Origin of the sequence: Streptomyces sp. NPDC059142, assembly GCF_042755665.1 — a bacterium.
Taxonomy (GTDB): domain Bacteria; phylum Actinomycetota; class Actinomycetes; order Streptomycetales; family Streptomycetaceae; genus Streptomyces.
The window spans coordinates 10,784-30,533 of sequence record NZ_JBHZDA010000088.1; the positions used below are offsets into that span (position 1 = coordinate 10,784).

Below are 19,750 nucleotides of genomic sequence, written 5' to 3' on the forward strand. Positions count from 1 at the left end.
GGGCCGCCCCCCCCACCTCTGCCGCCCACACACACCGCCGCGGGCCCCGGGGGGTTGGGGGGGGGGGCCCTGTCGCGTACGAGGCGTCTCAGAGGCCTCTCAGACGTTGAAGCCCAGCGCGCGCAGCTGCTCGCGGCCGTCGTCCGTGATCTTGTCCGGGCCCCACGGGGGCATCCAGACCCAATTGATCTTCAGCTCGTTGACGATGCCGTCCGTCGCCGCCTTCGCCTGGTCCTCGATCACATCGGTCAGCGGACACGCCGCCGACGTCAGGGTCATGTCCAGGGTGGCGATGTTCGCGTCATCGATGTGGATGCCGTAGATCAGCCCGAGGTTGACGACATCGATCCCCAGCTCGGGGTCGACCACGTCGTAGAGGGCCTCGCGGACCTCCTCCTCCGAGGCGGGCTTCGTCGTCAGGGTCTCGTTCTCGCTCATGCCGTCTCCTTCGTCGCGCTGTCGCCCAGCGCCTGGGCCGTCGCGTCCTTCCACGCCATCCAGCTCAGCAGGGCGCACTTCACGCGGGCGGGGTACTTCGAGACGCCCGAGAACGCGACCGCGTCCTCCAGCAGCTCCTCCATCGCGTCGTCCGGCTCCAACTGGCCCTTGGACTGCATCAGCTCCAGGAACGCGCCCTGGATCTTCCGCGCGTCGGCCAGTTCCCGGCCCACCAGGAGATCGTTGAGCACGGACGCGCTGGCCTGGCTGATCGAGCAGCCCTGCCCCTCGTACGAGACGTCCGCGATCAGCGAGCCCTCGTACCGCACCCGCAGTGTGATCTCGTCACCGCACGTGGGATTGGTGTGGTGCACCTCGGCGTCGCCGTCCCGCAGACCGCGCCCGTGGGGGTGCTTGTAGTGGTCCAGGATGACGTCCTGGTACATGGAATCCAGCTTCACGGACAGCCAGCCCTTCTCGTCCTCATCCGAAGAAGTTACGGACGTGCTCCAGCCCCTCGGCCAGGGCGTCGACCTCGGCCGGAGTGGAGTACAGATAGAAAGACGCTCGCGTCGTCGCGGGAATTCCGAACCGCAGGCAGACCGGCCGCGCGCAGTGGTGCCCGACCCGGACGGCGATGCCCTCCTCGTCCAGGACCTGACCCACGTCGTGCGGATGGATGTCGCCGAGCGTGAAGGAGATCGTGGCCCCGCGGTCCTCGGCCGTCGTCGGGCCGATGATCCGCAGGTCGGGGACGTCGAGCAGCCGCTTGACCGCGTACTCGGTGATCGCGTGCTCATGCGCGGCGATCTTGTCCATACCGATCGCCGACAGGTAGTCCACGGCCGCGCCGAGGCCGACGGCCTGGGCGATCGGGGGCGTACCCGCCTCGAACTTGTGCGGCGCCGGCGCGTACGTGGACGAGTGCATCGACACGGTCTCGATCATCTCGCCGCCGCCGAGGAACGGCGGCAGGTCCTCCAGCAGCTCCTGCCGGCCCCAGAGCACGCCGATCCCGGTCGGACCGACCATCTTGTGACCCGTGAAGGCCACGAAGTCCGCCTGGAGCGCCTGGACGTCCAGCACCTGGTGCGGGGCCGCCTGCGAGGCGTCGACGCAGACCAGCGCGCCGACCTCCTGGGCGCGGCGGACGATCGCCTCGACCGGGTTCTGGGTGCCCAGGATGTTGGAGACCAGCACGAAGGAGACGATCTTCGTCTTCTCCGTGATGACCTCGTTGATGTTCGACAGGTCGAGACGGCCCTCGTCGGTGATGCCGAACCACTTCAGCTTCGCACCGGTGCGCTGCGCGAGCAGCTGCCACGGCACGATGTTGGAGTGGTGCTCCATCTCCGTGATGACGATCTCGGTCTCGTGGTCCACCCGGTAGGGCTCGTCGGCCCAGCCGAGCATGTTGGCCACGAGGTTCAGCGACTCGGAGGCGTTCTTGGTGAAGATCACCTCGTCGCGGCTGGGTGCGTTGATGAAGGCGGCGACCTTGTCCCGCGCGCCTTCGTACAGCGCCGTGGCCTCCTCGGCGACGGTGTACACGCCGCGGTGGACATTCGCGTTGTGCTGTTCGTAGTACTGACTCAGCGCGTCGAGCACCTGCCGCGGCTTCTGCGAGGTGGCGGCGGAGTCGAGGTACACGAGCTTCTTGCCGTCATGGATCACCCGGTCCAGGATCGGGAAGTCCTTACGGATCGACTCGGTGTCGAGAAGGCCCGGCAACGGTGTCACGCGGTGACGCCCCCCTTCACGTATGCCTCGTAGCCCTCGTTCTCCAGCTTGTCCGCCAGCTCCGCACCGCCGGACTCGGCGATCCGGCCCTGCGCGAAGACATGCACGAAGTCGGGCTTGATGTAGCGGAGAATCCGCGTGTAGTGCGTGATCAGCAGGGTGCCGACCTCGCCGGTCCCGCGGACGCGGTTCACGCCCTCGGAGACGACCCGCAGCGCGTCCACGTCGAGGCCGGAGTCGGTCTCGTCCAGGACGGCGATCTTGGGCTTGAGCAGTTCGAGCTGGAGGATCTCGTGGCGCTTCTTCTCACCGCCGGAGAAGCCCTCGTTCACGTTGCGCTCGGCGAAGGCGGGGTCCATCTGGAGACGCTCCATGGTCTCCCGGACCTCCTTCACCCAGGTGCGCAGCTTGGGGGCCTCGCCGCGCACGGCGGTCGCCGAGGTGCGCAGGAAGTTGGAGACCGAGACACCGGGGACCTCGACGGGGTACTGCATCGCGAGGAAGAGACCGGCGCGGGCGCGCTCGTCGGCGGTCATCTCCAGCAGGTCCTCGCCGTCCAGCGTGGCCGTGCCCCCGGTGATCGTGTACTTGGGGTGGCCCGCGAGGGAGTACGCGAGAGTCGACTTGCCGGAGCCGTTGGGGCCCATGATGGCGTGCGTCTCGCCCTGCTTGACGGTCAGGTCGACGCCCTTGAGGATCTCGCGGGCGCCGTTCTCCGCTTCGACGGAGACGTGCAGGTCGTGGATTTCAAGCGTTGCCATGGGTGACTCAGGACTCCTGGGTGACGGAGACGAGCACATCGTCCCCTTGGATCTGTACGGGGTATACGGGGACGGGGCGCGTCGCGGGAAGACCGGACGGCTTGCCGGTACGGAGGTCGAAACGGGAACCGTGCAGCCAGCACTCGATCGCGCAGTCCTCCACCTCGCCCTCCGAGAGGGAGACGTTCGCGTGCGAGCAGATGTCGTTGATCGCGAACACCTCGCCCTCGGTGCGGACGAGCGTGACCGGCGTGCCGTCGAGTTCCACCCGCTTCGGGGCGTCTTCCTCCAGCTCGCCGAGGGCACAGACACGGACGAAGGACATCAGACCGACGCCTCCAGCTCCGCCTCGATCTTGGCCAGCAGGCGCTCCTCGACGTCGGGCAGTCCGATCTGCTGGACCAGCTCGGCGAAGAAACCGCGGACGACGAGCCGGCGGGCCTCGGTCTCCGGGATGCCGCGGGCCATCAGGTAGAAGAGCTGCTCGTCGTCGAACCGGCCGGTCGCCGAGGCGTGTCCGGCGCCGGCGATCTCGCCGGTCTCGATCTCCAGGTTCGGTACGGAGTCGACCCGCGCGCCGTCCGTGAGGACCAGGTTGCGGTTCATCTCGTACGTGTCGGTGCCCTCGGCCTGGACGCGGATGACGACGTCACCGATCCAGACGGCGTGGGCGTCGCTGCCCTGGAGCGCGCCCTTGTAGACGGCGTTGGACTTGCAGTGCGGGGCGTTGTGGTCGACCAGGAGACGGTGCTCCTGGTGCTGGCCCTGGTCGGTGAAGTAGAGGCCGAACAGCTCGGCCTCGCCGCCGGGACCCGCGTACTGCACGCGCGGGTGGAGCCGTACGACATCGCCGCCGAAGGTGACGACGATCGACTTGAACGAGGCGTCGCGGCCGACCAGCGCGTTGTGCTGGCCGACGTGGACGGCCTTGTCGTCCCAGTCCTGGACGGAGACGACGGTCAGCTTGGCGCCGTCCCCGATCAGGTAGTCGACGTTGGCGGCGAGCACCCCGTCGCCGGTGTGGTCGATGACGACGACCGCCTCGGCGAAGGCGCCCAGCTCGACGACCTGGTGGCCGTAGGCGGTGCCGCCCTCGCCGTGGACGGCGATCCGGATCGGCTCGGCGACCACGGTCTCCTTGGGCACCGAGACGACGGACGCCTTCTCGAACGAGGAGTACGCCTGGGCGGCGACCCGGTCCACCGGGGCGCCGGCCCTGCCGAGCCGCGCGTCGTCGCGGCCCACGGTCTCGACGGTGACGCCCTCGGGGGCGGTCACCTCGACCGTGACGCCGCCGTCCACCGCGACGGCGGTGCCGTCGTGGAGCCCGCGCAGCCGCTCCAGCGGCGTGAACCGCCACTCCTCCTCGCGGCCGTGCGGGACGGGGAAGTCCGCCACGTCGAAGGACGGGGGCGCGCTCATGCGCGTGGCGACGGTCGACTCGGCGGCCACCGCGATCGAACCGGCAGTCGTGGAGCCCGCCGGAATGTTCTGAGCCTCAGCCATGGCTGTCGTCGTGCTCTCTCTCTGCCTCTGCGTAAGAAAAACGGTCGCCGCTCAGTTCGTACGAGCCGCGCGGACGCCGGGTCGGGCCGGCCGGTCGTGACTAGCCGACGGAGCCCTCCATCTGGAGCTCGATCAGCCGGTTCAGCTCCAGCGCGTACTCCATGGGCAGCTCCTTGGCGATCGGCTCGACGAAGCCGCGCACGATCATCGCCATCGCCTCGAACTCGGAGAGACCGCGGCTCATCAGGTAGAAGAGCTGGTCCTCGGAGACCTTGGAGACGGTCGCCTCGTGGCCCATCGACACGTCGTCCTCGCGGACGTCGACGTACGGGTACGTGTCGGAGCGCGAGATGGTGTCGACCAGCAGCGCGTCGCAGAGCACGTTGGACTTGGAGCCCTCGGCGCCCTCGCCGATCTCGATCAGACCGCGGTAGGAGGTACGGCCGCCACCGCGCGCCACCGACTTGGAGACGATGTTGGACGAGGTGTTCGGGGCCATGTGGACCATCTTGGCGCCCGCGTCCTGGTGCTGGCCCTCGCCCGCGAAGGCGATGGAGAGCGTCTCGCCCTTGGCGTGCTCGCCCATCAGGTAGACGGCCGGGTACTTCATGGTGACCTTGGAGCCGATGTTGCCGTCGACCCACTCCATGGTCGCGCCCTCGTACGCCACGGCGCGCTTGGTGACCAGGTTGTAGACGTTGTTCGACCAGTTCTGGATGGTCGTGTAGCGGCAGCGGCCGCCCTTCTTGACGATGATCTCCACGACGGCGCTGTGCAGCGAGTCCGAGGAGTAGATCGGGGCGGTGCAGCCCTCGACGTAGTGGACGTAGGCGTCCTCGTCGACGATGATCAGCGTCCGCTCGAACTGGCCCATGTTCTCCGTGTTGATACGGAAGTAGGCCTGGAGCGGGATGTCGACGCGCACACCCTTCGGCACGTAGATGAACGATCCGCCGGACCACACGGCCGAGTTCAGCGACGCGAACTTGTTGTCGCCGACCGGGATGACCGTGCCGAAGTACTCCTGGAAGAGCTCCGGGTGCTCCTTCAGCGCGGTGTCGGTGTCCAGGAAGATGACGCCCTGCTCCTCCAGGTCCTCACGGATCTGGTGGTAGACGACCTCCGACTCGTACTGGGCGGCGACACCGGCCACGAGGCGCTGCTTCTCCGCCTCCGGGATGCCGAGCTTGTCGTACGTGTTCTTGATGTCCTCCGGCAGTTCCTCCCAGGAAGCGGCCTGCTTCTCGGTGGAGCGCACGAAGTACTTGATGTTGTCGAAGTCGATGCCCGACAGGTCGGAGCCCCAGTTCGGCATGGGCTTCTTGTCGAACAGCCGCAGACCCTTGAGCCGCAGCTTCAGCATCCACTCCGGCTCGTTCTTCTTCTCCGAGATGTCGCGCACGACAGCCTCGGAGAGGCCGCGCTTGGCGGCTGCGCCGGCGGCGTCGGAGTCCGCCCAGCCGAATTCGTACGTACCCAGACCTTCGAGCTCAGGATGGGCAGTCTCGGTGGGGAGCGTCATGCGGGGTTCCTCCCGGCTGTGCTTTCGGATGCGTTGTCGGTGGTCTGTGGGGTGGCGCGGGGAATGAAGGTCGTGCACACGCCGTCGCCGTGGGCGAGGGTGGCGAGCCGCTGCACATGCGTCCCGAGAAGCTGGGAGAAGAACTCCGTCTCCGCCTCGCAGAGCTGCGGGAACTTCTGGGCGACATGCGCGACCGGGCAGTGGTGCTGGCAGAGCTGCTCGCCCTGCTGGCCGGGAGCGCCGCGCGCCGTAGCAGCGTACCCGTCGGCGCTCAGCGCCTTCGCGAGCGCCTCGGTGCGCCCGCCGGGCCCGGCGGCCTCGACCGACTTCCGGTAGCTCTCGGCCTGGGCCGCGATCCGGGCGCGGGCGAAGGCGGCGACGGCCGCCTCGCCCGGTGCACCGCCGCCGGCCGAGGCCGCGATCCACTTCAGGGCGTCGGCGGCGAGCTGGTCGTAGGACTGGTCGAAGGCGTCCCGGCCGCAGTCGGTCAGGGCGAACACCTTGGCGGGCCTGCCGCGTCCGCGTGAGCCGTAGACCCGCTGGTCACGCGGCTCCACCACGGAATCGGCGGCCAGCGCGTCGAGGTGGCGGCGCACGGCCGCCTGGGTCAGCCCGAGGCGCTTCGCCAGATCGGAGACGGTGGACGGGCCGTGGTCCAGGATGGAGCGCGCGACCCGGTTGCGAGTGGAGTGCTCACCGGTCGCGAGTTCCTCCTGCGGAGCCTCGTCCATGTATTTCACAACGCCATTGTTGCGTAATTCCGTCGGCGCTGACAACCGAGGTGGCGGACGACCCTCGGTGCGCTTCGTCACTAAGGGTTACCTAAGAAAAGGCTGTTTCCGGCCCTTCTGGTGCCCCTTTCGTCCACCCCGCGCCCCCGCCGGACCTCCCGCGCGCCCGTCCTGCCTAGACTTCCCGCATGCGCAGCGTCTTCCCGGGTGGCCCCCTGCCCGACAGCGGCACGACCGCGGGCCCGCCCCCGGGTACGCCCCTCGTAGAGGTCCGTGGCCTGGTCAAACGGTACGGCACCACCACTGCCGTGGACGGCCTGGACCTGGTGGTCGGCGCCGGTACGGTCACCGCGGTCCTCGGCCCCAACGGAGCCGGCAAGACCACCACCATCGAGACGTGCGAGGGCTACCGCAGGCCCGACGCGGGCTCGGTACGGGTCCTCGGACTGGACCCGGTCGCCGACGCCGCCGCACTGCGCCCGCGCATCGGGGTGATGCTCCAGTCGGGTGGCGTGTACTCCGGCGCGCGCGCCGATGAGATGCTGCGCCACATGGCCCGGCTGCACGCCCGCCCGCTGGACGTGGACGCCCTGATCGAGCGGCTCGGCCTCGGCGGCTGCGGCCGGACGACCTACCGGCGGCTCTCCGGCGGCCAGCAGCAGCGGCTCGCGCTGGCGCTGGCCGTGGTCGGCCGCCCCGAGCTGGTCTTCCTCGACGAGCCGACCGCCGGACTCGACCCGCAGGCCCGCCGCTCCACCTGGGAGCTGGTGCGCGAGCTGCGCGCCGACGGCGTCGGCACGGTGCTGACCACGCACTTCATGGACGAGGCCGAGGAACTGGCCGACGACGTCGTGATCATCGACGCGGGCCGGGTCATCGCCCAGGGCAGCCCCGAGGAGCTGTGCCGCGGCGGCGCGGAGAACACCCTGCGCTTCTCCGGACGCCCGGGGCTCGACCTCGGCTCGCTGCTCAAGGCGCTGCCCGACGGCTCCGAGGCCGCCGAGCTGTCGCCGGGCTCGTACCGCATCGGCGGCTCGGTCGACCCGCAGCTCCTGGCCACGGTGGCCTCCTGGTGCGCGCAGCACGGGGTCATGGCGGACGGGATATCCGTCGAGCGGCACACCCTGGAGGACGTCTTCCTCGAACTGACCGGCAAGGAGCTGCGTCCATGAGCACGAGCACCGGCGGCGCCGTCAGCGGTACGGGCGCCCCCAGCGGCGGCACGTACGCCCCGGCGCCCGGCGCGGCGCCGCTGGCGCGCATGATCGCGGCGCAGACGGCGTTCGAGACGAAGCTGCTGCTGCGCAACGGCGAGCAGCTTCTGCTGACCGTGATCATCCCGTCGCTGCTGCTGGTCCTCTTCTCGACCGTCGACGTGGTCGACACGGGCGGGGGGAAGGCCGTCGACTTCCTCGCGCCGGGCGTGCTGGCGCTGGCGGTGATGTCCACCGCGTTCACCGGGCAGGCCATCGCCACCGGTTTCGAGCGGCGGTACGGGGTGCTCAAGCGCCTCGCGGTGTCGCCGCTGCCCCGCTGGGCCCTGATGACGGCCAAGACGCTCTCCGTACTCGTCACGGAGGTCCTTCAGGTCGTCCTGCTGACGGTGATCGCCTTCGGTCTCGGCTGGTCGCCGCGGGGCAACCCGCTCGCCGTCCTGCTGCTGCTGGTGCTCGGCACCGCCGCGTTCTCCGGGCTCGGGCTGCTGATGGCGGGCACGCTCAAGGCGGAGGCGACGCTGGCCGCCGCGAATCTGGTCTTCCTGCTGCTGCTGGTCGGCGGCGGGGTGATCGTGCCGTTGGACAAGTTCCCCGACGCGGCGCGCGCGGTGCTGGAGCTGCTGCCGATCTCGGCGCTCTCCGGCGGGCTGCGCGACGTCCTCCAGCACGGCGCGGGGGTCCCCTGGGGCGGGCTCGGGGTACTGGCCGTCTGGGCCGTGCTCGGTCTCGGCGCGGCGGGCCGCCTCTTCCGCTGGGAGTAGCCGCCCGGGGCCGCCGGGAGAAGCCGCCCGGACCGGCGGCCGACCGTCGGGTACCTTCCCCACCAGCGCGAATGCGGCATACGTACCCCTCGTGAAATCCTGCACAAGCTCCGACCTAGCATGGTGGCCGTGTTGAACCCCCTCGCGTACATCGCCCAGCGCTGGACACCCTCCCCCCGTATGCTCCGGCGCGCCGCCTTCACCGCCGTCGTGATGAGCGTGCTCATCATCGTGACCGGCGGCGCGGTCCGGCTGACCGGTTCCGGCCTCGGCTGCGACACCTGGCCCAAGTGCACGGACGACAGCCTCATCGCCACGCCGGAGCAGGGGCTGCACGGGGCGATCGAGTTCGGCAACCGGATGCTGACGTACGTGCTGAGCGCGGCGGTCGGCTGGGCGATCATCGCGGCGCGCTCCGTCAAGCCGCGGCGGCCCGGTCTGACCAGGCTGGCCTGGTCGCAGTTCTGGCTCGTCATGGCCAACGGGGTCCTCGGCGGCATCACGGTGCTGACCGAGCTGAACCCGTGGACGGTGGCGGGGCACTTCCTGGCCGCCAGCGGTCTGCTGACGGTCACCACGCTCACCTGGCTGCGCACGCGCGAGGGCGACGGCGCCCCCCGCCCGCGCGTCCCGCGCCCGGTGCGCAAGCTGTCCTGGGCGCTGGTCGTCTCCTCGGCGGTGCTGATCGCGGCGGGGACGACGGTGACGGGGTCCGGCCGGCACGCGGGGGACAGCAGCGACGTACCGCGGATGCCGTTCGACTACATCACCGTGGCCCATGTGCACGCGGCGTTCGCCTGGCTCGTCTGCGCGCTGGCGGTGGCGATGTGGCTGGTGCTGCGGGTGGTGGACGCCCCGGCCGACACCCGGGCCCGCGCCCGCGATCTGCTGCTGATCCTGCTCGCGCAGGGCGCCGTCGGATACGTGCAGTACTTCACCGACTCCCCGGAGATCCTGGTCGGCAGCCATATGTTCGGCTCGGCCGTGGTGTGGATCGCCGTGCTGCGGGTCGCGGTGAGCATGCGGGAGCGGCCCCGTACGACGGCGGAGATCCCCGCCCAGGCGGGCCAGGACCCGGCGCCCGCGACCGTCTGAGGTCAGTCGTCCGCGAGGGCGTGGACGCGGCGGGCGTTGCCCGCCGCGATCAGCCCCGCCACGCGCCGGGCGTCGCCCACCGACCACGCCCCGTCGCGCACCCAGTGGCCGAGGACCCGCTCCAGCGCGGCCCGGAAGACCCGGGCCCCCACGAGATGCAGCTCCGGCAGTCCGCGCGCGGCGGTCGAGAAGAGCAGCTTCCCGAACGGAGCGCTCTCCAGCATCTCGGCGAGCACCCCCGCCGCCGCGGCCCCCGTACGGGCGAGGACGGAGCCCAGATCGGCGTGGACCTGCGGGAAGAGGGCGGTGAGGCGGGCCGCGTCGCGGTGGTACGGATACGTGTCCCGCAGCACCAGCGGGCCGCCGACGCCCGCCGTGGCCGCGGCGAATCCGTACACGTCGGTGCCGCCGCCGGTCTCCAGATGGAGCGGCAGCCCGGTACCGACGGCGGTCCAGTGCAGATGGCGCAGGAGTACGGGGTCGAGGGGCGGGCCTCCTCCGAGCGGGCCCGTCCCGGGCCGGTCGTCGGCCCAACCGCTCACGGAGCCGCGCGCGGCGAGCCCGCGGCCGGCCGCGCCGCGCACCTCGCCGGGGCCCGGCGGCCCGGGGTCGAGCGCGAGACCGGGACGGGTGGTGGCGGCGGCGCTGAGCGCGACGGCCGGGGCGGCGGCGGTGTGGACGGCCTCGGCGAGCCCGGCGAGGAAGGCGCCCACACCGCCCGCGGTGGCGGCGACCCGCGCCGCGAGGGGTTCGAGCCGGACGATCTCCCGGCCGCGGGCGGCCCCCATCGCGGCGGTCTCCGCTGCCCCGGTCAGCTCGTCGGACGCACCGGCGGCGCCGGGGCCCCCGACACCGCCGGTGTCGACCAGATAGGTGGAGATCCCCGTGGCGCGCAGCAGCCGCCGGGAGACTTCGAGCGAGCCGAGTTCCCGGCGGCGGGCCAGATAGCGAGCCGGTGTGCAGTGCGGTTCGAGACCGAGCAGCGGCGGGCACCAGCGCCGTACCGCCACCCCCGTCTGGGTGTCGAAGAAGGTGGTGCCGGGGGCGGCGGGCGCGGCCCCGCCGAGCCGGGCCTCGAAGGTGCCGAGCCCCAGCTCCGCGGTGAGCACGCCGTGGCCGTACTGGTCCACGAGGGACGCTGTCTCGATCATCGGGCTTCCCGTCGTGGACCGTGGATCATGGACCGCATGACCGCGTGACCGGCCGGACCGGTGACCGGCGGTCCGACGACCAGGTCGTCACTCCTCACAGTCCTAACGGGTGAACGCGGGTTCCGGTGGCGTCTCGGGGATCTCTCCGGGAGCGCTCGGGGAGCACTTCAGGGGCGCGCACCGGGCGGGTCACGTCTCACCGGACGGATCACGCCGCGTCGGACCGGTTGCCGGCGCCGTTGCCGGACTCTCTGTCGGCGCCGTTGTCGGCCTCTTGGCCGGACTCTTTGTCAGCTCCATGGCCGGGCTCTTCGCCGGGCCGGTTCACGGATCGCCTGTCGGGCCTGCCGCCGAGCTGGAGTCCGGCCATCCGGCCCCACTCGTACGGTCCGGTGCGCACCCTGGCCGCGAACTCGCCGTCGAAGGTCTCGTGGAGGGTGAGCCCGGCCCGCTCCGCCGCGGCGCTCGCGACCGCGTGGGTGGGGGCGACGAGATCGCCCCACGCGCCGTCCGCGCCGACGAGCACGATCCGGGTGCCGGCCTGCCCGAGATACGCGAGCTGCCCCTCGGCGCCGCCGTGCTGCCCGGCGAAGGCGCCGATCCGCTTCGCGAGCCGGGCGGCCCTGCGCTCGGCGCGCGCCTCGCTCCGGGTGCGTGCGGCGTCGCTCCCGCCGGTGCCGTCGCTCTGATCTGCCTGCTGCGTCTCTGCCATGCACGGGATGCTACCGACGGGTAGATCAACGGGCGACGGGCGGGTCACGTGGCTTTGACCACGCGGCCCGCCCGTCGCGGGTGAAACGTCTGTCCCGGAAGAGGCACCAGCCCGCCCGGAGGAGGGCCTAGCGGAGGAAGGGGTCCACCGCGACGGCCACGAAGAGGAGCGACACATAGGTGATGGACCAGTGGAACAGTCGCATCTCCTTGAGCTTCGCACCCGACTCCCCGGCCCTGGCGCGCGACTGGAGTCCGTGCGCCTCCCAGAGCCAGAACCCGCCGGCCAGGAGCGCCACCACCGTGTAGAACCACCCGGTGTACCCCAGCGGCGTCAACAGCAGGGAGACGGCGACCATCACCCAGCTGTAGAGGACGATCTGGCGGGCCACCACACGGTTGGTCGCGACGACCGGGAGCATCGGGACGCCCACGCGCTCGTAGTCCGCCTTGACACGCATCGACAGGGGCCAGTAATGGGGCGGCGTCCAGAAGAACATCACCATGAAGAGGATGACGGCGGCCCAGGACATCGAGTTCGTCACGGCAGACCAGCCGATCAGCACCGGCATACAGCCCGCGATACCGCCCCAGACGATGTTCTGCGAGGTACGGCGCTTGAGGATCATCGTGTAGACGACGACGTAGAGAAGCAGGGCACCCAGCGAGAGCGCCGCGGACAGCCAGTTGACGAGAAATCCGAACCAGAGGGTCGAGACGACCGTCAACGTGAGGCCGAAGACGAGTCCTTCGCGCGGCGAGACCATTCCCGTGACAAGAGGGCGCTGCGACGTGCGGTCCATCAGCGCGTCGATGTCGCGGTCGATATACATGTTGAGCGCATTGGCGCCACCGGCGGAGAGATAACCGCCGATACACGTAGTGAGCACCAGCAGCAGATTCGGCACGCCCTGCTGGGCCAGGAACATCACCGGAACGGTGGTGATCAGCAGCAGTTCGATGATCCGCGGCTTGGTCAGCATCACGAACGCCTTGACGCGGGCACCGAACGGCCGGTGGCCCCCCGAGCTCGGAGTCAAGGCGACCCCTGCGGGTCGGGACTCGACGGCCGTCACGCACACCCCTGACAGAGAAATCCCAGCAAGCTTCCGGGCGTGAAGGCCCCGTAAAGGCTTGCGCTTACCGCGCCACTCTAGACGTTGCCCATATCCCGATTGTCGCCGGGGTGGGGCGTGCGGAGTCGTGTTGAACGCCGGGTTGAACGCGGTCCCGACCCGCCCCGTACACCCTGCCGACAGCCCGCCGAGAGGCGAAGTCCCCGCACGCACCGCACCCTGGAAAGACGCTCGGAAAGATGTCGGATGCTGCGGGTAGGCTCGACAACGACCCGGTGCGCCCTCAGACGCCGGGATGAGAACATGTGGAGAGGAGCCCTGACTCAGGGTGAGCACCAAGCCGACCACCACAGACCTTGAATGGACCGAATTGGACCGTCGGGCTGTAGACACCGCCCGCGTCCTGGCCATGGATTCCGTACAGAAGGTCGGCAACGGCCATCCGGGTACGGCCATGAGTCTGGCCCCCGCCGCGTACGTGCTCTTCCAGAAGCTGATGCGGCACGACCCCTCCGACGCGCAGTGGACCGGCCGCGACCGGTTCATCCTCTCGGTGGGCCACTCGTCCCTGACGCTCTACACCCAGCTCTACCTGGCCGGTTACGGCCTGGAGCTGAGCGACCTGGAGTCCTTCCGCACCTGGGGCTCGAAGACCCCGGGCCACCCGGAGCACGGACACACGGTCGGCGTGGAGACCACCACGGGCCCCCTCGGGCAGGGTGTCGCGAACGCGGTGGGCATGGCGATGGCGGCCCGGTACGAGCGCGGACTGTACGACCCGGAGGCCGCGGCGGGCACCTCGCCGTTCGACCACACCATCTACGCGATCGCGGGCGACGGCTGCCTCCAGGAGGGCATCTCCGCCGAGGCGTCCTCGCTGGCCGGGCACCAGAAGCTGGGCAACCTGGTCCTGCTGTGGGACGACAACCACATCTCGATCGAGGGCGACACGGAGACCGCGGTCTCCGAGGACACCCTGAAGCGGTACGAGGCGTACGGCTGGCACGTCCAGCGGGTCGAGCAGGCGCCGGACGGCGACCTCGACCCCTTCGCCCTGTACGAGGCGCTCAAGGCGGCCAAGGCCGAGACGGAGCGCCCCTCGTTCATCGCGGCCCGTTCGATCATCGCCTGGCCCGCGCCGAACGCGCAGAACACCGAAGCGGCGCACGGCTCGGCGCTCGGCGCCGACGAGGTCGCCGCGACGAAGGAGGTGCTCGGCTTCGACCCCGAGAAGTCCTTCGCCGTCGAGGACGAGGTCATCGCGCACACCCGTGAGGCGCTGGACCGGGGCCGCGAGATCCGTGCCGCGTGGGAGAAGACCTTCGCCGCCTGGCGCACCGCCAACCCGGAGCGCGCCGCCACGTTCGACCGCGTGCGGGCGGGCGAGCTGCCGAAGGGGTGGCAGGACAAGCTGCCCGCGTTCGAGACCGGCAAGGCCGTCGCCACGCGCGCCGCGTCCGGCAAGGTCCTCCAGGCGCTGGGCGAGGTCATCCCCGAGCTGTGGGGCGGCTCCGCCGACCTCGCGGGCTCGAACAACACGACCATCGACAAGACGTCGTCGTTCCTCCCCGAGGGCAACCCGCTGCCGGAGGCGTCGCCTTACGGCCGCACGGTGCACTACGGCATCCGCGAGCACGCGATGGGCTCGACGATGAACGGCATCGCGCTGCACGGCAACACCCGTATCTACGGAGGCACCTTCCTGGTGTTCTCCGACTACATGCGGCCCGCCGTCCGGCTCGCCGCGCTGATGCAGGCCCCCGTCACCTACGTGTGGACGCACGACTCCATCGGTCTCGGCGAGGACGGCCCGACGCACCAGCCGGTCGAGCACCTGTCGGCGCTGCGCGCCATCCCCGGCCTGAACGTCGTCCGCCCGGCGGACGCCAACGAGACGGTGATCGCCTGGGCCGAGATCCTCAGGCGGCACGAGAAGGGCGCCCCGCACGGTCTGGCGCTGACCCGCCAGGGCGTGCCGACGTACGAGGCCAACGAGGAGGCGGCGAAGGGCGGTTACGTCCTCTTCGACGCCGAGGGTCCGGACGGACAGGCCACCACCCCGCAGGTCGTGCTGATCGGTACGGGCTCCGAGGTGCAGCTCGCCGTGGAGGCGCGTGAGCAGCTCCAGGCCGCCGGGGTGCCGGCGCGGGTCGTCTCGATGCCGTCGGTCGAGTGGTTCGAGGAGCAGGACCAGGCGTACAAGGACAGCGTCCTGCCGCCGGCCGTGAAGGCGCGGGTGGCGGTCGAGGCGGGCATCGGGCTCACCTGGTACCGGTACGTGGGCGACGCGGGCCGGATCGTGTCGCTGGAGCACTTCGGCGCTTCGGCGGACGCCAAGGTCCTCTTCCGCGAGTTCGGTTTCACCGCCGACGCGGTGGTCTCCGCCGCCCGGGAATCTCTTGAGGCCGCGGCGCGCTGACGCCCATATACGAACTGTAGGAGATGCAAACCTCATGACAGACGCACTCAAGCGCCTCTCCGACGAAGGCGTCGCGATCTGGCTCGACGACCTGTCGCGCAAGCGGATCACCTCCGGGAACCTGGCGGAGCTTCTCGACCAGTCCCACGTGGTGGGCGTCACGACGAACCCGTCGATCTTCCAGAAGGCGATCTCGGGCGGCGACGGTTACGACACGCAGCTCACCGACCTCGCGGCCCGGAAGGTCACCGTCGAGGAAGCCATTCGCATGATCACGACGGCGGACGTCCGGGACGCCGCCGACATCCTGCGCCCCGTCTTCGACGCGACGCAGGGCCAGGACGGCCGGGTCTCCATCGAGGTCGACCCCCGTCTCGCGCACAACACCACGGCGACCATCGCCGAGGCGAAGCAGCTCGCCTGGCTGGTGGACCGCCCGAACACCCTCATCAAGATCCCGGCGACGAAGGCGGGGCTGCCCGCGATCACCGAGACCATCGGCCGGGGCATCAGCGTGAACGTCACGCTGATCTTCTCGCTGGAGCGGTACCGCGAGGTCATGGACGCCTATGTCGCGGGTCTGGAGAAGGCGAAGGCCGCGGGCCTCGACCTCTCCAAGATCCACTCGGTGGCGTCCTTCTTCGTGTCCCGGGTGGACACCGAGATCGACAAGCGGCTCGACGCGCTGGGCACGCCCGAGGCCAAGGAGGCCCGCGGCAAGGCGGCCCTGGCCAACGCGCGCCTCGCGTACGAGGCGTACGAGGAGGTCTTCTCCTCGGACCGCTGGGCCGCCCTGGACCGCGCGCAGGCCAACAAGCAGCGTCCGCTGTGGGCCTCGACGGGCGTCAAGGACCCCGCGTACAAGGACACCCTGTACGTGGACGAGCTGGTCGCGCCCAACACGGTGAACACCATGCCGGAGGCCACCCTCGAAGCCACCGCCGACCACGGCCGGATCACCGGTGACACGGTGCGCGGCACGTACGACACGGCGCGCGCCGATCTGGAGGCCGTGGAGAAGCTGGGCATCTCGTACGACGAGGTCGTCCAGCTTCTGGAGGACGAGGGCGTCGAGAAGTTCGAGGCGTCCTGGAACGACCTGCTCAAGTCGACCGAGGCGGAGCTCAAGCGCCTCGCCCCTTCGGAGGGCTGAAACCTTGACCGCAACCCACGGAGCGAACCCGCTCCGTGACGCCGCGGACCGACGGCTCCCGCGTATCGCGGGGCCGTCGGGCCTGGTCATCTTTGGCGTCACGGGCGATTTGTCCCGCAAAAAGCTGATGCCTGCGGTCTACGACCTCGCCAACCGTGGTCTGCTGCCGCCGGGCTTCTCCCTCGTCGGCTTCGCCCGCCGTGAATGGCAGGACGAGGACTTCGCGCAGGAGGTGCACGACGCGGTCAAGGAGCACGCGCGTACACCGTTCCGCGAGGAGGTCTGGCAGCAGCTCGTCCAGGGGATGCGCTTCGTCCAGGGCGACTTCGACGACGACGACGCGTTCGAGAACCTGAAGTCGACGATCGCGGAGCTGGACAAGGCACAGGGCACGGGCGGGAACTTCGCGTTCTACCTCTCCGTGCCGCCGAAGTTCTTCCCGCAGGTCGTCCAGCAGCTCAAGAAGCACGGGCTGGCGGACCAGACGGAGGGCTCCTGGCGCCGCGCGGTCATCGAGAAGCCGTTCGGACACGACCTGGCCTCCGCCAAGGAGCTGAACAAGGTCGTCCACGAGGTCTTCCCGTCCAACGAGGTCTTCAGGATCGACCACTACCTGGGCAAGGAGACCGTCCAGAACATCCTGGCGCTGCGGTTCGCCAACACCCTCTTCGAGCCGATCTGGAACCGGTCGTACGTCGACCATGTCCAGATCACCATGGCCGAGGACATCGGCATCGGCGGCCGGGCCGGCTACTACGACGGCATCGGCGCCGCCCGTGACGTCATCCAGAACCACCTCCTCCAGTTGCTCGCGCTGACCGCGATGGAGGAGCCCGCCTCCTTCGACGCGGACGCGCTGGTCGCGGAGAAGACCAAGGTGCTGGGCGCGGTCAAGCTGCCCAAGGACCTGGGAGAGGGCACGGTGCGCGGGCAGTACGCCGCGGGCTGGCAGGGCGGCGAGCAGGCCGTCGGCTATCTCCAGGAGGACGGAATCGACGCCCGGTCGAAGACCGACACCTACGCCGCGGTGAAGCTGGAGATCGACAACCGCCGCTGGGCGGGCGTCCCCTTCTACCTCAGGACCGGCAAGCGGCTCGGCCGGCGGGTCACGGAGATCGCGGTCGTCTTCCAGCGCGCGCCGCACTCGCCCTTCGACCACACGGCCACGGAGGAGCTGGGGCAGAACGCCCTGGTCATCCGGGTCCAGCCGGACGAGGGCGTGACGATGAGGTTCGGCTCGAAGGTCCCCGGCACCTCCATGGAGGTCCGGGACGTCTCGATGGACTTCGCGTACGGCGAGTCCTTCACGGAGTCCAGCCCCGAGGCGTACGAACGGCTCATCCTCGATGTGCTGCTCGGCGACTCGAACCTCTTCCCGCGGCTGGAGGAGGTCGAGCTGTCCTGGAAGATCCTCGACCCGATCGAGCACTACTGGGACAAGCACGGCAAGCCCGCGCAGTACGAGTCCGGGACCTGGGGTCCGGTCGAGGCGGACGAAATGCTCGCACGAGACGGACGGAGCTGGCGCCGGCCATGAAGATCGACCTTACGGACACCACGTCCAGCAAGATCAACAAAGCGCTCGTGCAGGGGCGCCGCGCGATCGGCACACCCGCGGTCGGCATGGTGCTCACGCTGGTCATCGTCACCGACGAGGAGAACGCGTACGACGCGCTCAAGGCCGCCAACGAGGCGTCCCGCGAGCACCCGTCGCGCAAGCTCGTCGTCGTGAAGCGGATCTCGCGCTCGGCGCGCGACCGGGCGCAGGCCCGGCTCGACGCCGAGGTGCGGGTCGGCACGGACGCGGGCACCGGTGAGACGGTCGTCCTGCGCCTCTACGGCGAGGTGACGGACCACGCCCAGTCGGTGGTCCTGCCGCTGCTGCTGCCCGACGCGCCCGTCGTGGTCTGGTGGCCGGTCAACGCGCCGGTCAACCCGGCCAAGGACGCGCTGGGCAAGCTCGCCCAGCGCCGCGTGACGGACACGTACGCGGCCGAGCACCCGGTGCAGGAGCTGACGGCCCGCGCCGACGCCTACACCCCGGGCGACACCGACCTGTCCTGGACCAGGATCACGCCGTGGCGCTCGATGGTCGCGGCGGCCCTGGACCAGGTGGACTGCAAGGTCACCTCGGTCGAGGTGGAGGGCGAGGAGCACAACCCGAGCGGTGAGCTGCTCGCGATGTGGCTCGCGAACCGGCTGCGCGTGCCGGTACGGCGCTCCGTCTCCGCGGGCCCCGGTCTCACGGCGGTCCGGATGGAGACGACCTGCGGGCCGATCACCCTCGACCGGGCGGACGGCTCGCTCGCGACGCTCTCCATAGAGGGACAGCCGGACCGGGCGGTCGCGCTGAAGCGCCGGGACACCGCGGAGCTGATCACGGAGGAGCTGCGGCGGCTGGATCCGGACGACACCTACGCCTCGGCGCTGAAGTTCGGTGTGCACCGGCTGGGGGAGTCGAAGTCCTCCTCCCTGCCGCCGCTGCCGACGCGGGAGGCGGGTTCCTCGGAGCACGCGCCCGCGCACCCGGTCACACCGGCGAGCATGCCGGTGAAGAAGGCGGCGTCGAAGTGAGCGCTCCGCAGCTCGTCGTGCACCGCGACAAGGAGCTGATGGCGCAGGCCGCGGCGGCCCGGCTGATCACGAAGATCGTGGACGCCCAGGCCGCGCGCGGCTCCGCGTCGGTGGTGCTGACGGGCGGGCGCAACGGCAACGGGCTGCTGGCCGCGCTGTCGGCGGCGCCCGCCAGGGACGCGGTGGACTGGTCCCGGCTCGACCTGTGGTGGGGCGACGAACGCTTCCTGCCGGAGGGCGACCCGGAGCGGAACATCACCCAGGCGAGGGAGGCACTGCTCGACTCGGTGCCGCTGGACCCGGCGCGGGTGCACGCGATGGCCGCCTCGGACGGGCCGTACGGCAGCGACGTGGAGGCGGCGGCCGCCGCGTACGCCACGGAGCGGGCGGCGGCGGCCAGGCCCGAGGACCACGGTCCGGTGCCGACCTTCGACGTGCTGATGCTGGGTGTCGGCCCCGACACCCATGTCGCGTCGCTCTTCCCCGAGCTGCCGGGCGTCCGGGAGACCGAGCGGACGGTGGTCGCGGTGCACGGCGCGCCCAAGCCGCCGCCGCTGCGGATCTCCCTCACCCTGCCCGCGATCCGCGCGGCGCACGAGGTCTGGCTGCTGGCGGCGGGCGAGGACAAGGCGAAGGCGGCGGAGATCGCGCTGTCCGGCGCGGGTGAGATCCAGGCCCCGGCGGCCGGTGCGTACGGCCGCAGCCGCACTCTGTGGCTGCTGGACGCGGCGGCGGCCTCGGCCCTCCCCCGCGATCTGTACCCCCCGGCCTCCGCCTGAGGCTCTCCGTAGGTCCGCGCGGGGGGGGGGCGGGGGGGCCAGAGCCGGCTGCGGGTGAGGGGGGGGGTGTGGGGGGGTGGGTGGGGGGGTGAGGGGGGGGGGCCGCTAGGTAGTGT

Annotated in this window: 18 protein-coding genes and 1 pseudogene; 8 read left to right on the forward strand and 11 right to left on the reverse strand. The window is 70.6% G+C overall.

What is annotated here, in order from left to right:
- Nucleotides 1-99 precede the first annotated feature (99 nt).
- From ACFXPK_RS25915 to ACFXPK_RS25950, 8 genes are all read right to left on the reverse strand, one after another.
- On the reverse strand, nucleotides 100-438 hold the full coding sequence (locus tag ACFXPK_RS25915) for a metal-sulfur cluster assembly factor (RefSeq protein WP_329826174.1): 339 nt from the start codon (nucleotides 436-438) through the stop codon (nucleotides 100-102).
- Nucleotides 435-899, reverse strand: a complete 465-nt coding sequence (sufU, locus tag ACFXPK_RS25920; protein ID WP_384995814.1) for a Fe-S cluster assembly sulfur transfer protein SufU — start codon at nucleotides 897-899, stop codon at nucleotides 435-437. The genes ACFXPK_RS25915 and sufU overlap by 4 nt, the downstream gene beginning before the upstream one ends.
- Before the next feature lie 22 nt (nucleotides 900-921).
- Complete coding sequence (locus tag ACFXPK_RS25925) at nucleotides 922-2,178, reverse strand: cysteine desulfurase (RefSeq protein WP_384995817.1); 1,257 nt, start codon at nucleotides 2,176-2,178, stop codon at nucleotides 922-924.
- The gene (gene sufC / locus ACFXPK_RS25930) at nucleotides 2,175-2,939 is read right to left on the reverse strand and encodes a Fe-S cluster assembly ATPase SufC (RefSeq protein ID WP_384995820.1); all 765 of its coding nucleotides are present in this window, start codon (nucleotides 2,937-2,939) and stop codon (nucleotides 2,175-2,177) included. Before sufC ends, ACFXPK_RS25925 begins: the two co-directional genes overlap by 4 nt.
- Nucleotides 2,940-2,946: 7 nt before the next feature.
- Nucleotides 2,947-3,264: a non-heme iron oxygenase ferredoxin subunit gene (locus ACFXPK_RS25935; protein WP_384995822.1), complete on the reverse strand. Its 318-nt coding sequence runs from the start codon at nucleotides 3,262-3,264 to the stop codon at nucleotides 2,947-2,949.
- A complete protein-coding gene (gene sufD / locus ACFXPK_RS25940; protein WP_384995825.1) occupies nucleotides 3,264-4,445 on the reverse strand; it encodes a Fe-S cluster assembly protein SufD in 1,182 nt (393 codons plus the stop codon). The genes ACFXPK_RS25935 and sufD overlap by 1 nt, the downstream gene beginning before the upstream one ends.
- A gap of 100 nt (nucleotides 4,446-4,545) precedes the next feature.
- On the reverse strand, nucleotides 4,546-5,967 hold the full coding sequence (sufB, locus tag ACFXPK_RS25945; RefSeq protein ID WP_384995827.1) for a Fe-S cluster assembly protein SufB: 1,422 nt from the start codon (nucleotides 5,965-5,967) through the stop codon (nucleotides 4,546-4,548).
- Nucleotides 5,964-6,707: a helix-turn-helix transcriptional regulator gene (locus ACFXPK_RS25950; RefSeq protein ID WP_384995829.1), complete on the reverse strand. Its 744-nt coding sequence runs from the start codon at nucleotides 6,705-6,707 to the stop codon at nucleotides 5,964-5,966. Before ACFXPK_RS25950 ends, sufB begins: the two co-directional genes overlap by 4 nt.
- A 179-nt stretch (nucleotides 6,708-6,886) precedes the next feature.
- On the opposite strand from ACFXPK_RS25950, the gene ACFXPK_RS25955 reads away from it, so the two are divergent.
- The 3 genes from ACFXPK_RS25955 (at nucleotide 6,887) to ACFXPK_RS25965 (ending at nucleotide 9,771) form a co-directional block, all read left to right on the forward strand.
- The gene (locus ACFXPK_RS25955; RefSeq protein WP_384995831.1) at nucleotides 6,887-7,870 is read left to right on the forward strand and encodes an ABC transporter ATP-binding protein; all 984 of its coding nucleotides are present in this window, start codon (nucleotides 6,887-6,889) and stop codon (nucleotides 7,868-7,870) included.
- Nucleotides 7,867-8,676 (forward strand): ABC transporter permease, encoded by an 810-nt coding sequence (locus ACFXPK_RS25960; RefSeq protein ID WP_385079085.1) that lies wholly within the window; start codon nucleotides 7,867-7,869, stop codon nucleotides 8,674-8,676. Before ACFXPK_RS25955 ends, ACFXPK_RS25960 begins: the two co-directional genes overlap by 4 nt.
- A 120-nt stretch (nucleotides 8,677-8,796) precedes the next feature.
- Nucleotides 8,797-9,771 carry a heme A synthase gene (locus ACFXPK_RS25965; protein ID WP_384995836.1) on the forward strand — a complete coding sequence of 325 codons (975 nt, stop codon included), beginning with the start codon at nucleotides 8,797-8,799 and terminating at the stop codon, nucleotides 9,769-9,771.
- Between the two features lie 2 nt (nucleotides 9,772-9,773).
- On the opposite strand, the gene ACFXPK_RS25970 is transcribed toward ACFXPK_RS25965, so the two are convergent.
- From ACFXPK_RS25970 to ACFXPK_RS25980, 3 genes and pseudogenes are all read right to left on the reverse strand, one after another.
- Nucleotides 9,774-10,922, reverse strand: coding sequence for an amidohydrolase (locus tag ACFXPK_RS25970; RefSeq protein WP_385079088.1), 1,149 nt, complete (start codon nucleotides 10,920-10,922; stop codon nucleotides 9,774-9,776).
- Nucleotides 10,923-11,268: 346 nt separating this feature from the next.
- Nucleotides 11,269-11,634 (reverse strand): annotated as a pseudogene (locus ACFXPK_RS25975) (hypothetical protein); the annotation flags it as partial.
- A gap of 127 nt (nucleotides 11,635-11,761) precedes the next feature.
- On the reverse strand, nucleotides 11,762-12,715 hold the full coding sequence (locus ACFXPK_RS25980; RefSeq protein WP_385007382.1) for a heme o synthase: 954 nt from the start codon (nucleotides 12,713-12,715) through the stop codon (nucleotides 11,762-11,764).
- A gap of 322 nt (nucleotides 12,716-13,037) precedes the next feature.
- On the opposite strand from ACFXPK_RS25980, the gene tkt reads away from it, so the two are divergent.
- From tkt to pgl, 5 genes are read left to right on the forward strand one after another with little or no spacing between them, the layout of a single operon-like run.
- A complete protein-coding gene (gene tkt, locus ACFXPK_RS25985) occupies nucleotides 13,038-15,128 on the forward strand; it encodes a transketolase (RefSeq protein WP_385079091.1) in 2,091 nt (696 codons plus the stop codon).
- Between the two features lie 34 nt (nucleotides 15,129-15,162).
- Entirely contained in the window at nucleotides 15,163-16,281 is a 1,119-nt protein-coding gene (tal, locus tag ACFXPK_RS25990) for a transaldolase (protein ID WP_385007378.1), read from the forward strand.
- 4 nt (nucleotides 16,282-16,285) lie between these two features.
- Complete coding sequence (gene zwf / locus ACFXPK_RS25995; RefSeq protein ID WP_385079095.1) at nucleotides 16,286-17,818, forward strand: glucose-6-phosphate dehydrogenase; 1,533 nt, start codon at nucleotides 16,286-16,288, stop codon at nucleotides 17,816-17,818.
- Nucleotides 17,815-18,855, forward strand: a complete 1,041-nt coding sequence (opcA, locus tag ACFXPK_RS26000; protein ID WP_385007695.1) for a glucose-6-phosphate dehydrogenase assembly protein OpcA — start codon at nucleotides 17,815-17,817, stop codon at nucleotides 18,853-18,855. The genes zwf and opcA overlap by 4 nt, the downstream gene beginning before the upstream one ends.
- The gene (gene pgl, locus ACFXPK_RS26005; RefSeq protein WP_385079098.1) at nucleotides 18,852-19,634 is read left to right on the forward strand and encodes a 6-phosphogluconolactonase; all 783 of its coding nucleotides are present in this window, start codon (nucleotides 18,852-18,854) and stop codon (nucleotides 19,632-19,634) included. The genes opcA and pgl overlap by 4 nt, the downstream gene beginning before the upstream one ends.
- The last annotated feature ends 116 nt before the right edge of the window (nucleotides 19,635-19,750 follow it).

What these genes read in the sequence shown, in the direction of transcription:
- ACFXPK_RS25915 (WP_329826174.1), bottom strand. Translation starts at nt 438, where the DNA reads ATGAGCGAGAACGAGACCCTGACGACGAAGCCCGCCTCGGAGGAGGAG.
- sufC (WP_384995820.1), bottom strand. Translation starts at nt 2,939, where the DNA reads ATGGCAACGCTTGAAATCCACGACCTGCACGTCTCCGTCGAAGCGGAG.
- ACFXPK_RS25935 (WP_384995822.1), bottom strand. Translation starts at nt 3,264, where the DNA reads ATGTCCTTCGTCCGTGTCTGTGCCCTCGGCGAGCTGGAGGAAGACGCC.
- sufD (WP_384995825.1), bottom strand. Translation starts at nt 4,445, where the DNA reads ATGGCTGAGGCTCAGAACATTCCGGCGGGCTCCACGACTGCCGGTTCG.
- sufB (WP_384995827.1), bottom strand. Translation starts at nt 5,967, where the DNA reads ATGACGCTCCCCACCGAGACTGCCCATCCTGAGCTCGAAGGTCTGGGT.
- ACFXPK_RS25955 (WP_384995831.1), top strand. Translation starts at nt 6,887, where the DNA reads ATGCGCAGCGTCTTCCCGGGTGGCCCCCTGCCCGACAGCGGCACGACC.
- ACFXPK_RS25960 (WP_385079085.1), top strand. Translation starts at nt 7,867, where the DNA reads ATGAGCACGAGCACCGGCGGCGCCGTCAGCGGTACGGGCGCCCCCAGC.
- ACFXPK_RS25965 (WP_384995836.1), top strand. Translation starts at nt 8,797, where the DNA reads ATGGTGGCCGTGTTGAACCCCCTCGCGTACATCGCCCAGCGCTGGACA.
- ACFXPK_RS25970 (WP_385079088.1), bottom strand. Translation starts at nt 10,922, where the DNA reads ATGATCGAGACAGCGTCCCTCGTGGACCAGTACGGCCACGGCGTGCTC.
- tal (WP_385007378.1), top strand. Translation starts at nt 15,163, where the DNA reads ATGACAGACGCACTCAAGCGCCTCTCCGACGAAGGCGTCGCGATCTGG.
- opcA (WP_385007695.1), top strand. Translation starts at nt 17,815, where the DNA reads ATGAAGATCGACCTTACGGACACCACGTCCAGCAAGATCAACAAAGCG.